A 15,252-nucleotide genomic window follows, 5' to 3' on the forward strand; every position below is an offset into this window, starting at 1 on the left:
ATTGACATCAAGTTCATACTCGAAGCCCTCGCGCATCTCGGACTTCATGCCGGCCTTTTCAACCTTTTTACGCCCGCCTTCCTCGTGCAGAACGTATTCAACCTTGCGCCTCGTACAGACGATGACATGCATCGGACACTGGAGGATCGCCCTTATAAATTTATTATGATGGGGGGTAATCTGTTTCCAATCGTTGATGGACTTATTGATTCGCTCCTTTTGCTCAAGACACCAGTGCCACTCGTGGCTTGCCGAGTCCAGAACCACCACCTCCATGCCGGCGTCCGAAGCCACCTTCATGGCCGAAATCCAGCGCTCAGGTGAAAACCTATGCTCGTCGTCGGACTCAAAAAGATTGATGACCTGATAAGAACCGAGAGCCTTATGGCCAGCGTATTTGTCGCCCGATCCCTCGGTGTCTATGAGGCAGACCCTATCCCAGGAGCTTGCGAGGCCACGGGCCATAAGAAGGCTTGAAAAGGTCTTTCCGTGCCCGCTCGGAGCTGTAACACCTATTTTGACGTGGACTTTCTTTCGTTCCGCTTTGCGCAGCTTCATGGATCACTCCCACCATTCGCCTGATGCTTCATCTGAAATCTCTTCCTCGTTTTCGTTTGGGCTGCTTTCGTGGTCACTCCGTTCATATCGCCGTGCGTAACGCTGAACATCGAGAGCCCGAATCTCCTCAGGCAGCCCCGGCCAGGTGCCGTTCAGCTGGCAGCGTTTGAGGGTGGAGAGGCTCCGGCGGATGAACTCGCGTCCAAGCTCGATGTCATCCTCCGTCGCCTCATAGGCGGCTGTGAGGTGGGGTGATTGGGGCTCAATGGCAAGGAAAATATACCTCTCGGGTTTGATGCCGGTGATGGCGTAAACGCCGTCAATCGTCATCGCGGCTGACACATGATAGTGGTAGCGCTCAGCTGCCCTGACAAATGCGGACTCAGTCGCGTCCTGACAGGTCTTGAAATCGATTATGGTAAGTTGGTTGGCGGAGATCCAGTCCGGCCGGCACTTGCAGAGAAGCCCCGTAAGAGGATCATTCCAATAATAGGAGCACTCAAAAAGACCCGGCTGCGTGAGAAGGTCGCCCGCCGGACCATAAGAAAGCAGCGCCTCACGCATCCGAAAGACTTCCCGGGCCTCGCCCGGAGTAATACAAATTTTCCCGGGACTCCCTTTGACGAAATCCTTCCACTCCTTTTGCCGCTTGTCCTCGACTTCAGGGCTGACAGCGCAATCGCGCTCAAAAGCGCCTTCCATTACGATATGAAAAACGCTTCCCGTAACGAGCGCGCGGCTGGATTTTTTGGGCACAGGATTATCGATGGCATCCCGGAACACCAGGGGTGCCCGAGCGATCCGACAAAGGCCGGTCTTTGATACACCAACTGATGCGTGGTAGACGCCGTTTGGCAGCGCGGGATGAACCCCGGGCTCCACATTTGTTATCCCGTTCATCCTCAGCCCACCTTTGCGCAGCGAAGGGAGAGGATGGGATGGACATCAAAGATAACTTTTCTGCCGGATGGCTTGAGAACGATGACTTCCAGCCCGGTATCAAGGCCGAGGAAGTCCAAAACATGGGCAGTGGCAAGCGCTTTCATTACAGCTTTTTTCGCGCTTTGCGCGGTGATCGGCTCATCAATAAGATCAATGGCAGGAATGGTGACAAGATACTCTGGCATTTGGCGTCCTCATATCCGGGAACGCAAACGCATTGGCTGGCAATGGCTTCAGTCATGCGCCCTCAGATAAAAATGCACCACCCAGGTGTCACCTGGGGGCGCGAATACTTTTGATGGATCCCAAAGAGGGATTTATGAGTTTCTTTCAAGTCGTTTTCCATGGGATTTATCCTCTCAAAAGTATTTTTAAAGACGGGATTCAGTATCGCTGAATGGCCTCGCGGACAGGCCTTCCGGGCCAGAAGTCCCTGGCCGAAAGCCCTTTTGCAGCCCATGTTTGTCGGCAAGGGCTACTCGCAAGGCAAATATATAATCGTGGTTCGATTATTCAAAGAAATTCGGGGGAGGAATACATTTCTTGTTCAAAATTTTGAACACTATTTTTTCAACTGGTTGCTTTAACTTGACAGGAACCGAAAAAATACACTCTGGAATTCCGGATCAACGTGGCACAAAAGCTCCATTGCTTTATCAGCCGGAAGCACTGTCCCCAGCTTGATTGAGTTACAGAGGCTTGGCATCTTCCCATTCATGATCATGCTGATCTCTGACTTTGGAATTCCCGTCTGGCGCGACAGGCTCGCCATGTTTCGTGACGGATGACCATCCATCCACTCCATTATAAAATCCGCAGCCAGTGATTCCGGCCACTCAAAAGCAGACATTCCCATCCCAATCTCCTTCATTCCATAATTTTCTTCCTGACTATGAGCGGCTGCCGAGGATTCGGATTTCGCCATGCTCCTCCCGAGGGTGGCTTCACGGGGGAGCCCGACGACTTGCGCTCGATCACTGCCCCCTTGCGTTGTGGCGCCGCACCTCCTGGCAGAGTCTGACTCTTCTGACGTTCAGTTGCCATATCGGACGCATTTTTCTCCTCCGCTGCTTTCGCCTCGGCAGCAGCTTTGTCCTCGGCCGTCTTTTTCTCAACGTCCGCAGGATCCTTACGAGGTTTCTCCGGGGGTTTTTCCTGCGCAGTGGAAGCTTTCCGCTCCCTGGCAACAGCCTCGACCGCAAGATGCTCAGCACGCCGCTGAGCCTTGAGCTTCAAAGCCTCCGCCGCCTTCTCTGCAGCCACACGCTGGGCTTCCGAGCATGCTTTCAGATGCACCCTCCAGCGCTCAAAGTCCGCCAAATAAAGGCTGCGATGGGGCTCGTCAATATCCAGAGCACCCTCCTTCATGCGCTGCCACACCACATCGAAAAAACAGCGATTGAATCGATTAATGTGATCCTTCCGATAGCGATAGACCTTCGCTCCTGTCACAAGAACATGGATACTCTCTGCCTCCAATACCTCTTCGGACGGAAGACTGGCCGCAGCACCCGCAAACGAAACCGCCCAGTCCGGATGAAGACGAGCGGGATCCTTCAGACGGGAAAAAAGCTGAAACGCCCAATCCCCATAAAGCTCCTTTAACGTCAACCACTCGAGTGGCGAAAAACGGATGAACGGATAATATCCCAGGGCCTTTGACTCTTCCGTGAAATCCGGATCCACTTTTTCTTTGCTCATATTTCCCTCGCCACGTAGTCAACTTTGCTAATCGGTGCCATCTGAAACACCTGCATCCCATCATCGCCGGCCTCGTCCGGCTTGACCTCAACCAAATATTTCCGGGTCGAAAGAAAAAAATACGGCTGGCGTTCGGAAAAAGTCTCGGATGCTTCCGATGCGCTCCGCCCGTGAATCCTTTTCCATTGAATGCCGCCCTGCTCCCGGCAAAGAAATACTGGTGGGCACTGATGCCGGGGGGAGATTTTCCAGTGGCTGCAGACTCTGCAAACGGTTTCCGTGATCATGAGGGGGGCTCCTGAAAACCGCCGCCCCTATGAGCATAGGGGCGGCAATACTGTCAAATATTTTGGGCTTGATATCAGACTTACACCAGCTCTCAATATCACCGAAAATGTGCCTAATTTCCAGAGGAAAACTGATGTTATGGATACAGAAAAGAGCATCATCACGTGCGATCTTCAGGAGCCTTCCATGAAAAAGCCGCCAGTGCAAATTGCAGAGGCGGCCGGCCCTTGGCTTTAAAGCAGAAAAACTGTCAACAGACAATGTTATCGCCAATCAGAAGAACTTTTGCCACAAAAAAGCCGCCAGCAGTATCGCCAGCGGCCGTACCCAAATCAACATTTCATTGAAAAAGACCTGCCGATTATCACTTATGTCCATAAATCAATCAACCATAAAAGCCGCTCATACCAAAAGATATGGGCGGTGAACTCAAAAAAGCTTAGCGTTCGATCGAATAATGCCATCACTCTGAAATCCCGGCCACAAAAAAATTGCCGGCATCGAAACGCCGGCAGGGAACAGTCGCTTTCAATCTTCGTTGCTTTCAATGCGGAAAGGCAGTGACCAGTTTATCATGACGGCTGACGTCAATGCCCATAAAAAGGCGACAGGGAAAAATCGATCACAATCAGGGTCCGTGAAAATCGCTCCCGGCCAGGATCCTGGCTGGAGCTCAAACAGTGTAATCATCCTCAATTTTTTGTTTAAATTGAGAAACAACAACTTGTAAATAGAACGTCAGTCAGCATTGTTCAACTCAATCGCATCATTGGATGCCTGGCTGACGAAGCTTTTTCTGCTCCTTGAGGATCGGCTCCCAGAAATAATTCCCGGCCTTCTGCTGACCGTCGAGCAGAATAAAGGCGCGCTTCACCGTGGTCTTTAGGATCACGCCCCACTTGCCTTTCACGCAAAGGCGCGCACCGGTTACAAAGGGAAAGTCCCACTCCTCCGGCCATATGTCCTGGAACTCGAAGCGCAATTTATTCAGGATATTGTCATCACCCGTCCCGGTATCTGCAGTACAGGACCCGGCAGCAAAGCACCGAAGAGTCCGCTCCCAATCAATATTGGTATGCCCCCGCGTGCCACTGATGGTGATGACGCAGTGCTCCCTATTCATGGCAATCACCCGCCCCCATTTGCTCTCAATGCGAAGGCGCATGCCGATGAATACCGGGAAAACATCATGACCAGGCAGCCTCGAGCGATACTCGTTCAAAAGCTCACCGGCGACCCTCTCCTCCCACTCGGTCTCCCTCTCAAGCACCGACCTGCTGAGCGATATATTCATGGCATCAACCCGAGGCAAATCACGACCTCGCACGAAATCAAACACAGCGTGCCGGCGACGCAATCCAGTCTGACGCAAGTCGCATGTTTTCCTCCCCTCTGACGGCGTCACCGTCCGCTGCTCCGGCTCTGGCTCCGGCTCTGGAGACCGCCGGGCAACCTCCTCCCGTAAAAGCCGCTGCTTTTCGGTTCGGCTTGACATCGGGATACGCAGGATCCGGTAGCTCGCGCAGTATTCAATCTCACCTGCCGGGGCGGATGTGGGGGACAGCTTCTCGCTCATCGCGTAGTTGTGCTCGCGAACTATGCGGTCCATTATTTTCTGACCTCTTTCAAATTGACCATTTCTTCCCCCCCCTGAGGACCGCAGCTTTCGACCTCCGGTCTGCTTTTCCACTTGCCAATGCTATTTTGCCAATCGCGCAAGCTGCTGAAGACTTTTTTGGGAGTTTTTTTCATCGTTCGCATTTTCCGTTTATTCTTTGACTGCATCTTGAAGTTCGTCATCGATTGACGAATGTGCTGTTTCAAGAGATCTTTAAAATCAATAGCGCTCGTGACATTGAATGCCGCGAACATTTCGCCGTCAAGCTCTTTCTGTATGTCTCCAAGGAAACATATCCTACTACCGTCGGGACATTCTTTCAGAAAATTTGTAACCTTTTCCTGCAGTGGCATCCGCCCCATCTTGAGTTCCCGCACGAAAAGCTGATCGTTTTTTCCAAGTGGCAGATCACGTAGAGCCACCAAAGATGCTGCACCGACCTCGGTGCAGAAGGCTTCCCCGTCCGGTTTCACATATCCACCAGACCAGCAGCAGTAAAAAGTCTTCCCGTGGCACCTGATTTCAAACAATGAAAGCGAGAGTTTTGCATTATCCGAAAAGCCCATGGAATTTTTAAACTCTTTTGCATGGCTTCTATTTCCACAGAAATTCTCGATCATTCTGCTACTAATTCTTATACCCATCGTTCCCTCTTCTTCCTTTTAGTATTCAGCGAATATCACGCTGAGACGCCTGCTTCAGCAGCCGATTGAACCCCTCACTGAGACCTCTGATACCGAATCCCGATTGCTGGAGCTTACCCTCGAGAATCACAAATTCCCCGGCCATCTCCTCATTCCAGCGTCCCGTCTACACGTCGTCCTCGAGCAATGCCAGCGCCCGCTGACACATCAAAACCATCTCTGGAGGACCAACCGGTCTCGGATCATCAGGCGACCACCCGGGTGAGCGTTCGCATTCGTACCACTCGCCACGAGCATCGATGAGCGGAATCGACGAGAAACTCTCACCAGGACCACCGGTTCTCACAATCCATCGGGCCTTTTCCTTCAGTGCCAACGGCACCACCCACACCCCGCGCATTTCATCGAAGTGGCCACCAATGCGCATGAGCCATCCACGAACTTCATGTACCATTCTGCTGCTGCCAAGGTTGAAGTGGTGCATCATCCTGTCTGCTCCTCCATCACATTCGCGCTATATGGCATCGGGTTCAGGCGTATGAGTCGACGGGGCCTCTGTCGATCGACCGGTTGGTCTTCAAGCTCCTGCACAAGGTGCAGACCCGAAAGCTCGGAAAGAGCCCGGTCCAGTTCCTTTGCCGTTTTAAGGTGCTGATGGCGCTGCGCAAGGACATCCGAGCGCGACATGCCATCGCGGATTTTGCCGCCGCGCACAAGGGCAGCAAAGGATCGCACTGAAGGGTCCCAATAGCCATTTTTGGGGTCGTAGGTTTTGCGCACGTGGAGCGCTATATACCGGCACCAGTCCGCAGCCAGCCGCACCGCGTGGATGCTGACCTCGGAGAGGACTTCGTACTTTTTCGAATTAATAACCTCGCCGTCGAATAAAAGGACGAGGTGGAATATAAGCGCCAGCGAGCAGAACAGCCTCGACTGCTTTGCAAGGTGACTGGTCAACGCCGGGTTGTCCTTGCTATCGCGATGGCGGTTCTCATGCTCCACCAGCCATTTGGCGAAAAAATCCTGGGCCTCCGGGGAGAAGCGCAGCAGCTTTCTTTCCGGGTCGCCAGTTATGTCCTCCCTCTTCAGCTCCCACATCGTGCGGAAAAGCAGCTCGAAAATTTCTCTGGCAGCAGGATTGGCCGGCAAATCATGCCAGCGGAAAAGGTCAATCGAGCGGTCGTGATTTATCATCAACCCAAAGCGCGCCAGCATTCCGTCGTTTTCCTCGGTGCCACCCGTCACCTTTTTCACCACACTCTTCAGCCAATCGGGTTGTGTCGCTGAAACGAAGCTGAGAATCGACCAGCCCGATATCGAGCCTTTCACGCGCTGCACCTTTATGTGACCGCCACCCCAGCACTCAAGGTACATGCTCCGCGCATCGCTATGCGTCCCCTTGTCCAGCGTCCGCCACCAGCCGCCGAACTCGTCGCAAAACTGCAGGAGCCCATTCGGGTTGGCAATGAGCAGAGCCTTCGCCCGCTCAGGAGTCACGTCCTGCAGTATCAGGCAGCGATCACCCACCCCTTCCAGCTCACCAATTCGCGCATTGATCGATGCCAGCTGCTCCCGAAGACATTCCATATCGCCACCCTTGCGGCGAACGTCACGAATGGTCGATTCAAGCTGCTGCCTGTCCTCGCCGAGGATGAAAAGGTCGGCCTGTCTCCTCCCCGCCGCCTCACGGTTGGCGTCCTGCAGCTCGGCGTCGAGCGTATGGACCATCCTCAATGCCGCGCGGATGATCGCCGTTTTCTTGTCACCAGCCGGCGCAACGAGCAGATACCAAAGGTTCGGCCACTCCACCCACTCACTGTTCTGCTTGGGTTTAAGACCGAGCTTGGCACCAATCACCGACGAGAGAGCGGCAATGGTCGCCGCAGCCACTGCATCCAGCGGACACTGCATGTCCGCCGCAACGTACTCCAGATGATAGCGCAGCGACTCAGGCAGCATGATGTCAGCGTCGAAATGGGGGATCCGCTCGAAGGCATCCCAGCCGGCTCGAGGCACACTCCAGGAGAGCCTCAAATCGGGAGCCTCTGCGATCATGGCCTGTAGCTGAGCCCTCGTGCCACCGGCAGTGAAAAAGTCCCGCAGATCGAATTTTTTCGGCCCTTCAAGCTTCACACTTCGCAGGCTCCGGCACACCGGACGCAACGCAGCTATCACAGCGCGTAAATAATCCCGGCCGGATTGGTCATTGTCGGGCACCACAACCACGTCCCGATTGACAAAAAACTCCGTATATTGCGCCTGCCAGCTCGTGGCGCTTCCGGTCGTGGTGGCAGAAAATTCATGGAGCATGGCTGCGTCCACATCCGTCTCGCCCTCCAGAAGCAGGATCACCTCGTCCACGCCGATTTCGAGCCAACGATACGGCAGCGGCTGAGGATGACCTTCAGGTCTGGCACTGATCCAGCGATCATCCGTCACACGGTAGGCAGGCATCGGCAGTTTACGCTGCCTGGGATCGTTCGGGTCCTTAGGCCGCATGCGGAACACCTGCCGGTTCATGCTGCCATCACGATTGTGCCAGGTGTGTTCACAGTCGAGAAAGTGGAGCGGGTACGCATTAAAATGCACTCGAGCGGCTTCCAGGGACGACCAGATCACGGGACCGCCTGATCTGCGCTTTGGCTTCCCTGCCGGCTTCGCTGGAATATCAATACCAGCGTGCGACGCCAGAGCCTCGATCGCCTCGGGAAAGGTGCATTGTCTTTGCTCCGCATAAAATCCCAGAACGTCACGCCTCGCGTTGCAGGCGAAGCAGTTGAATATAAAGTCATGCCCGCAGCTCATGCTCGGCACAGTGTCTTCATGGTAGGGGCAAAGGATCATGTTGTTCCTTGATTCAAGACCCAACAGCTTTGCCACCTTGAGAGGCGGAAGCCGCTGCTTTATCAGCTCGATCGTTTCCTTCGGTATCTGCACGGTTCCCCCGGATTTGGATTTCAATCAGCAGCTTCCCCTTCAGAAGCCTCGCGAAGCTCCGCTTCGCTTTGTCTTTTTTCAGGTGGTTTGTTTAAAAACTCTGTTTTTAAAAATACCTCTCTCTCCATTTCTCTCCCTATGCACGTGTCCTGTTCTGACACGCTGGAGTCGGATCGTATTTTGATGTATAGGGCCTGTAATTTTACTCAATCCACAATCGTGAATTGTGTAACCACATGAAATCATTAAGATGTATTCATATTGACACCTGTTAAAAAAGTCAATGATTACAGCAAAAAGCGGGCTTTGACACTTCGATGCCAGTTTTTGAAAGTTACTCAACTTTCAAAAAGGCATCGTGCAAGCCCCTGATTTTTCAGAACTTATTAACCAAAAATGACGCCCAGTGTGAGTTTCGGGCGCGTCAGATAACCAATTGATATTTCAGAGATTTATTTTTTAAGCCAACACTTGTAAGGCCCAGTGCGAGTCTCTGCATAGTGGTTAACCTATTGAAATTATTTAATTCACCATAGCGTGCATTATTGACAACGATATAAGGTGCGGGCCGTGGCTGATGATATGACCGTCTACGCTTACTGCCCGTTCCGCAGTATTCACGTATGGACGCAACTGGCTCATTGCTTGCAGAAAACAGCTGGCTGAGTGAACTCATGGCTGCACCTCACACACCGAAGGTGAGTGAATGAGATATTGCAGGTAAATCAGCGGTGAACCGGAAGTATTATTCTCCAGTTCAGCAAACATGTCATTTGGATCAGGAAAATTCACCCAAAAAGCCACAGTAAACCCCGGAAATGATCCGTTACGATTAATTTTTAGGAATTTAATGATTTTATTTATTCGCCATGGATAACTTATTATAGGAAGGAAAGCTTCCATGTATGGTGACATAATTTGTCGTACGGATCTGATGACGCGATGAAAACGAAGCGAATACAGTGGGTGTCAAAAAAGCATTGCTCATAATGCTGCGCCTTAACTATTCGCGCTGGTGATTACTTAGTCGTTCCAGCGAGTTATGAGAGTTGACCGGCGCCTGCGAATTCGTTACTTTGTGTATCACGAACATAGCAATGCCGGTTCGGGACGGTTAAGTCCCAATCGAACATGTCACCCCCAGTACCGTCTTGTTTTCCAGACAGAAAACGGTGCTGGGGGTTTGTGCTTTTTATCTCATTAGATTGAGTGATAGCAACAAAATTTTTCTTTCGAATCTCAGTACTTACCGCCTGCGATACCGTCTATCGAGATTCATGTCATTCATATTTTAGTCTTTAAAATCAACATATACGCGCCATTATGCCCAACTGTGACAGGCGGTAGCACTTGCGCACCCCCGCAATCCCGATTAAATTCTTTCAGACTTTAAAGCGCAAGCGGGGGCTATGAGTGCAGGACATCGAAGAGCGAAGGAAGAATATTCTGATCGAAGCTTTGCAGGAATGGCATGATCCAAAAAGAGGAAATACCTTTGCTCAGCTGGCTGAGAGGGCGGACCTTGCTGACTCAACTATTCGTGACCTTGCTAAAGGCAGGAGGACACCAAGCAGAGATACGTTTAACGTGATTCTGCGTCTGATCTGGCCCGAAGACAAATTTGAGCAGCTTCTGAATGAAATTGAGGGGCAAAGCAGTTTTTTCTCATTTAAAAACGCGAAGGGCTTTGGATTTCAAATTGATGGTCCTTGGGAGTCCTGGTTTGTAATTTCAATCGGTAACAATGAAAAAATGCCTGTCGAGGTAGCGAAATCAGTTCTAGGTGCGAACTACGATGCCATCATGTCTAAGTACGTTGACAACGGCTATGTTGTCATGGATAACGACCAGATACGGACTGCAAATAAGAATAATGAAATGCTAAGCATCAAGAGCGTAAAAAGCCTCTCGCATTATGCAATTGATAAGTACGATAGTAGCAAAGGTGAGACTGAGCATCTGCACGTTCGAGCCATAAAAACGTCCAAGCAGAAAGCCATCCGTCTCAAAAAGAAAATGGCAGAATGCAATAAACTAATGCTAGAGATGGCTGGGCAAGAGGATGAGTCGGAAAAAGATGAAGACTGCTGCTTCATATTCGTTATGTCTTGCAGCGTAATTTAAAGGACTGCGCAGTCAATGAAATCAATAGGTTTAACTATCCCTATATTAATGTTAGTCACCAACGCCATTGCGGGTTCAGTCGGCGGCGGGTCTCTCCCCTCCGTCTCCCTCGAAACCATGGCCACACTTCAAACCCGCGCCCTTGACGGCGACCTGATCCGCATTAAGGAGCTTGGTTTAGATACTGTATATCTGCAGGCTGACACGAAGAACATGACTGAGTCCACCCTGTCGGCCTTCGTACTGCCAAAGGGGGATAAGGTGAAGTTCTTCGTTGAAAATCCAGTGGATTTGGCTCAGAGGAACCTGACGCTTGGCATGGCTCGCACAATGAGAGCAACGATGCCCGGCGTGCTTCCGATTCTGCCGACGGACATCACGCTGAAACCGAAGCCGATCATTGACACTGTGAAAGTTACTGATATTGACGCTGAGACTCTGCAAAAAATTTCTGCATCCGCTGCAGAATAAGTGTCCTGGACACGTGATCATCTTACAGTCGTTTTTGCGCTATCTTTCTGAACCTGCCTTCGGGCGGGTTTTTTTGCGAGGGGAGAATACGAATGAATGCTGCAAGCGTTCTTCATGCAAAAATCCACGGACGAGCAATAGTCTTCTGCGCACGTGTGATGCCTGAGCTGGAATGGCTCATTGATCTTGATTTTCAGCAATTGACCGAAGAAGGCATGATACTCGTTAGGCCTGACATTGCCGGATTTTCGTCCGATGATCGATGTCAAGTGGTCATTGAGGTATCAAAGACAACCCGGAATCAGGATCTTGGTTTAAAGAAAGACTTCTACGCAAGAGCTCAGATTCCAGACTATATCGTACTTGATTGCGTTGAAAAAAAAGCCATCTTTTTCAAACTTAACGAAACCAGCCAGTACCATGCAGTTCCCGCTTCGGGAAAATTTTCTGATATTGAGACTATTTTTGCATCAAAAGCCTAAGGACTGAGACATATGGCCTCCATCAATCTTGCGATACTCATTGGCAACCTTGGCAAAGATCCACAGCTGCGGAACACTCAGACCGGAACAGCCGTCTGCACTTTCAGTATCGCCACCACAGAAAACTGGACGGATCAGAGCGGACAAAAGCAGTCAAAGACCGAATGGCACAATATCGTTGTCTGGAACAAGCAGGCAGAGAACTGCGCGAAGTATCTACGTAAAGGCCGAGCGGCATATGTTGAAGGCCGTGTCCAAACGCGATCGTGGGACGACACCACGGGACAGAAGCGATATACGACAGAAATCATAGCGGAGACGGTGAAGTTTCTCGGCAGTGGTCCAGCGGTCGACCAGGAACGCCCGGCACGACCAAAGGCCGAGCAGCAGTCGACCGGCACATCGCAATTCGTTCCACCACCGTTTCAGCTTCCGCCCGAGGATAGTAAGCGCGGAAGCCAGTACGTTGCGGGTCTTGACGATATTTTGTTCTGAGGAGAATCCTAATGACCGAAAACATTGAACAATCCATTCGCGCTTTCGAGCTGCAAAAGTTTGGTTCCAATTTCATGAATGAAAAGCAGGTCGCATCGATTGCCAGGCAGGCAGTTGCCACCGACCGGCTCGGCGACGAGGCCTGGATGCACAAGCAGCTCGCCACATTCCATAAGCAGCTGACTGAGCCGGTGCCAAAGCCGCAATCTCAGAAGAAGGTGGAGGTGCTCGACATCGACCTGACGAAGATGCTTCCTATCGTCGGGCGCTCTACTGAGCTTTCATTGAAATTCGACGAGATTCCTAACGCAGTCCCAATCGGCGATAAAAAAGTATTCTTCAAAATCAAATCAGACGAGCGTGTGTTCGATGTAACTCTCGGCGAGAAAGCCATGAACAAGGCTCTCGATGAGATGATCAAAGGTCCATGGCTTGGCATGGTCAAGGGCAAGCTGGGTTCGGCGACCGACACCGGTTTTGTTATCGAGAATGCGCAGATTCAGGTGTTTTTGCGCATTCCAAAAGCGGGTGCAAACTGAGCAAGGAACTCCTAAAAGCTGAAACAAAACGGTTTCGTTTGAGCATACAGAAGAGAGCCCGCACCAAGCGGGCCTGCGAAGTTCAGACTCCAAACACTAAGGGCTTTCTCCATTCATCAGATCACGCCCTGGGGGAAGGTTATCGGAGACAGCAGCGAAGCTGTGATCAGTATCACTTTTCTTTTCATAATGCCCTGCCCCATTTTGATTGAGAGCCTTGCGAATCCTCGTTTTTGGCCTCGGTCTTTTTCGATTCGCATAAATCATATCCCATTCCTCATCTGGAACATAAAACCAATGCGGAACCCCATTTTTCAAGGCAACCCTGGAGATTTCGCATAGATCATCACGCGGTGGCGCATAACTGTTTCGATCATAGCGCTCGTAGAATTCATAAGGCAGTGCGGCTGGAAGCTTGAGTTCGCGGACGATGCTTTTGTAGAGCCCCTCGTGAGAATCCGTCACGCTCGGGCCCATGTTGTCGCTTAGCTCGGTCACAAGTATTGAAAACCTGTCGCGCGAATCGATAAAGGTTTCGAGCCTGCAACACGACGTGATCGTCTTGGTGGCGCGGTAATACCATCTGCTGACCTTGACGATTGGAAATTTAATCATAGATGTTTAACCCACCATAAAACATATGTGATAACTCTGTCTCAGCGAATACCTGGGATGCATCTGGAATTTTCCCGAAATCTGGTCGCTGTTTTTTAAAGTTCTGTTGTAAAAGAAGGATATCGAATAATGATGGTCTGTAAAAGCGGAATTTATGCGTACAAAATCTGCTTCTTTCTTGCACCATCCAGCAAACCACAGGCGCATTATTGGGATCCAGGCACACGTGAAGATCTTTCGCGAGATAAGCAGAATCAAGGGATGTAACTCACGCGAAATGATTTTTGTGCATGGTGCTGCCCGAATTGTTCCGGGGCACATGGAGATCTGAAACGGAGTATTCCAGTTCAGAAATCACATCCTTTTCAGAATAGCCGCTAAAATACCTCAGTTCGAAACTGTACGACAAAGTTTTGATATCGCGATTATATTTTTGACGGATGTATTCGGTAATTTTTCCAATCCACTTGGCATAATCAGATTGAAAATCCACAGGCCTTGCTCCCTTGGATATGGCTCTTACCTATGCCTATCGGGTTGAGTGATTGGCGAATTGAGGACATGTCCTCAAATACTGCAAAGCCATCCAAATTGCCGAGTTGATAAAAAATCTCAAGGATTCATAATTCCCTTGCCGGCAATTAAACGCTGGGGTGGAAATTATTTGTCAATCAATGCGAATATGATTACCTTTGGTAAGGTATTCAAACTTCAGACTCAACATGGAAGAAAAATCCTTGAGGAGAAGCGATTTTAACTCGGCCGGATTTGGGACTTTCTTTTCGGCAAGAAAGATTCGAAAAACCAATCATGGACCTTCCGAAGGCTGGAGCCAAGCCTTGTCCTGCCATGGAGTCAAAGCGTGCGTGAAATCTCCCTGCAGATCATAGACCCACGTTTGGATATCGCCTTTGTCAATGGCCTTTTTTATATTTCCGAGCAAGGTGGTGGGATTTGCACTTGCAATTATAATGCGATCGTACATTATCTTTTTAGCTCGCATGCGAAATGAAAACCCAACAAATTATTCGGAAGTTTTTTGGAAAACTTGAAGCGATCTCCTGCCGCACAGCATGCCGTAGCACTCGTGGCTAGCGGCATCCGCGTGGTAATATTCATCGAGAACGCAATATTTTATGTGCTTTTAAGATTGCGGAAGAAGCCGGGGAATTAGACTGCATCCTGAGAATTTTTCGCCGGCTTATTTGCACGTAAACGGTCGGCGATCCAGACATTGATTAGCGCCTTGCGTGCCACATTCAGACGTCGAGCCTCTCTATCAAGTTCCGCGATCATCCAGGTTGGAAGATCGATTGTTACTGTCTTCGTTGCAGAGGTCAGAACCTTGTCATGACCTTCCCCTTCATCCACCATCTGGTCGAAAAGTTCAGAAGTCACTTTCTTCATCGCATTTACCTTCCTTTGTATGGGAGGCCGCAGGAACATGATAATGGTGTCACTCCTGACAAAATACTTTTCGACATGCCAAGATCATCACTATCACACTGGATAATTTCATAGTTTCAGCCATAAGATATCGTATGGATATCTTTAAAATATCATACAGATACTATTTAGCCAAATAGCGTGCATTATTGACCGTTGCAGTTAGCCGCTTTTTTGATAACCCATTGATTTTTTAACAATTGTTTATTGGATGCCATTATGCGGGGTATTTGCATAATTTTGGAGCTGAAATTATTGAGATTTTTGGAGCGGCTTACAAATTCGATGGTACGTGCATAAAACAACGACCAAATGGCGGTATCGTGGCAGTACCAGCGTCAGGATGCCTGTACCGCGGGGTGCCCCATACAGGTCAATTTTCGGCACTGGAA

General features: G+C 50.4%; 18 protein-coding genes. 6 read left to right on the top strand and 12 right to left on the bottom strand.

What is annotated here, in order from left to right; genetic code table 11:
* From VE954_RS41735 to VE954_RS41775, 9 genes are all read right to left on the bottom strand, one after another.
* On the bottom strand, positions 1–558 hold a 558-nt coding region (locus tag VE954_RS41735; protein ID WP_324964438.1), incomplete at its 3' end, for an AAA family ATPase.
* A 3-nt stretch (positions 559–561) separates the two neighbouring features.
* A complete protein-coding gene (locus tag VE954_RS41740) occupies positions 562–1,458 on the bottom strand; it encodes a PD-(D/E)XK nuclease-like domain-containing protein (protein WP_324964440.1) in 897 nt (298 codons plus the stop codon).
* A 2-nt stretch (positions 1,459–1,460) separates the two neighbouring features.
* Positions 1,461–1,685 carry a hypothetical protein gene (locus tag VE954_RS41745; protein WP_324964442.1) on the bottom strand — a complete coding sequence of 75 codons (225 nt, stop codon included), beginning with the start codon at positions 1,683–1,685 and terminating at the stop codon, positions 1,461–1,463.
* A gap of 398 nt (positions 1,686–2,083) precedes the next feature.
* Positions 2,084–2,356 carry a hypothetical protein gene (locus VE954_RS41750; protein ID WP_324964444.1) on the bottom strand — a complete coding sequence of 91 codons (273 nt, stop codon included), beginning with the start codon at positions 2,354–2,356 and terminating at the stop codon, positions 2,084–2,086.
* A gap of 11 nt (positions 2,357–2,367) precedes the next feature.
* A complete protein-coding gene (locus VE954_RS41755; protein ID WP_324964446.1) occupies positions 2,368–3,201 on the bottom strand; it encodes a hypothetical protein in 834 nt (277 codons plus the stop codon).
* 1,054 nt (positions 3,202–4,255) lie between these two features.
* A complete protein-coding gene (locus tag VE954_RS41760; protein WP_324964448.1) occupies positions 4,256–5,098 on the bottom strand; it encodes a hypothetical protein in 843 nt (280 codons plus the stop codon).
* Positions 5,098–5,751: a hypothetical protein gene (locus tag VE954_RS41765; protein ID WP_324964450.1), complete on the bottom strand. Its 654-nt coding sequence runs from the start codon at positions 5,749–5,751 to the stop codon at positions 5,098–5,100. Before VE954_RS41765 ends, VE954_RS41760 begins: the two co-directional genes overlap by 1 nt.
* Before the next feature lie 166 nt (positions 5,752–5,917).
* Positions 5,918–6,238 carry a hypothetical protein gene (locus VE954_RS41770; RefSeq protein ID WP_324964452.1) on the bottom strand — a complete coding sequence of 107 codons (321 nt, stop codon included), beginning with the start codon at positions 6,236–6,238 and terminating at the stop codon, positions 5,918–5,920.
* Complete coding sequence (locus VE954_RS41775; protein ID WP_324964454.1) at positions 6,235–8,712, bottom strand: DUF3987 domain-containing protein; 2,478 nt, start codon at positions 8,710–8,712, stop codon at positions 6,235–6,237. The genes VE954_RS41770 and VE954_RS41775 overlap by 4 nt, the downstream gene beginning before the upstream one ends.
* 1,389 nt (positions 8,713–10,101) lie before the next feature.
* Here VE954_RS41775 and VE954_RS41780 point away from each other — a divergent pair.
* From VE954_RS41780 to VE954_RS41800, 5 genes are all read left to right on the top strand, one after another.
* The gene (locus VE954_RS41780) at positions 10,102–10,812 is read left to right on the top strand and encodes a helix-turn-helix transcriptional regulator (protein ID WP_324964456.1); all 711 of its coding nucleotides are present in this window, start codon (positions 10,102–10,104) and stop codon (positions 10,810–10,812) included.
* A gap of 15 nt (positions 10,813–10,827) precedes the next feature.
* Positions 10,828–11,283, top strand: a complete 456-nt coding sequence (locus VE954_RS41785) for a hypothetical protein (RefSeq protein ID WP_324964457.1) — start codon at positions 10,828–10,830, stop codon at positions 11,281–11,283.
* A gap of 92 nt (positions 11,284–11,375) precedes the next feature.
* A complete protein-coding gene (locus VE954_RS41790; RefSeq protein WP_324964458.1) occupies positions 11,376–11,765 on the top strand; it encodes a Uma2 family endonuclease in 390 nt (129 codons plus the stop codon).
* 12 nt (positions 11,766–11,777) lie between these two features.
* The gene (locus tag VE954_RS41795; RefSeq protein WP_324964459.1) at positions 11,778–12,260 is read left to right on the top strand and encodes a single-stranded DNA-binding protein; all 483 of its coding nucleotides are present in this window, start codon (positions 11,778–11,780) and stop codon (positions 12,258–12,260) included.
* A 74-nt stretch (positions 12,261–12,334) separates the two neighbouring features.
* Positions 12,335–12,799 (top strand): hypothetical protein, encoded by a 465-nt coding sequence (locus tag VE954_RS41800; RefSeq protein ID WP_324964460.1) that lies wholly within the window; start codon positions 12,335–12,337, stop codon positions 12,797–12,799.
* A 96-nt stretch (positions 12,800–12,895) separates the two neighbouring features.
* Here VE954_RS41800 and VE954_RS41805 read toward each other — a convergent pair whose 3' ends face one another.
* Both VE954_RS41805 and VE954_RS41810 read right to left on the bottom strand, forming a co-directional pair.
* Complete coding sequence (locus VE954_RS41805) at positions 12,896–13,414, bottom strand: hypothetical protein (RefSeq protein ID WP_324964463.1); 519 nt, start codon at positions 13,412–13,414, stop codon at positions 12,896–12,898.
* A 268-nt stretch (positions 13,415–13,682) separates the two neighbouring features.
* Positions 13,683–13,907, bottom strand: coding sequence for a hypothetical protein (locus VE954_RS41810; protein WP_324964465.1), 225 nt, complete (start codon positions 13,905–13,907; stop codon positions 13,683–13,685).
* 369 nt (positions 13,908–14,276) lie between these two features.
* On the opposite strand from VE954_RS41810, the gene VE954_RS41815 reads away from it, so the two are divergent.
* Positions 14,277–14,426 carry a hypothetical protein gene (locus VE954_RS41815; protein ID WP_324964467.1) on the top strand — a complete coding sequence of 50 codons (150 nt, stop codon included), beginning with the start codon at positions 14,277–14,279 and terminating at the stop codon, positions 14,424–14,426.
* A 158-nt stretch (positions 14,427–14,584) separates the two neighbouring features.
* Here VE954_RS41815 and VE954_RS41820 read toward each other — a convergent pair whose 3' ends face one another.
* Positions 14,585–14,821 (bottom strand): hypothetical protein, encoded by a 237-nt coding sequence (locus VE954_RS41820; RefSeq protein ID WP_324964469.1) that lies wholly within the window; start codon positions 14,819–14,821, stop codon positions 14,585–14,587.
* Between the last annotated feature and the right edge of the window lie 431 nt (positions 14,822–15,252).

The sequence above is a fragment of the Oligoflexus sp. genome, from assembly GCF_035638955.1.
Taxonomy (GTDB): domain Bacteria; phylum Bdellovibrionota_B; class Oligoflexia; order Oligoflexales; family Oligoflexaceae; genus Oligoflexus.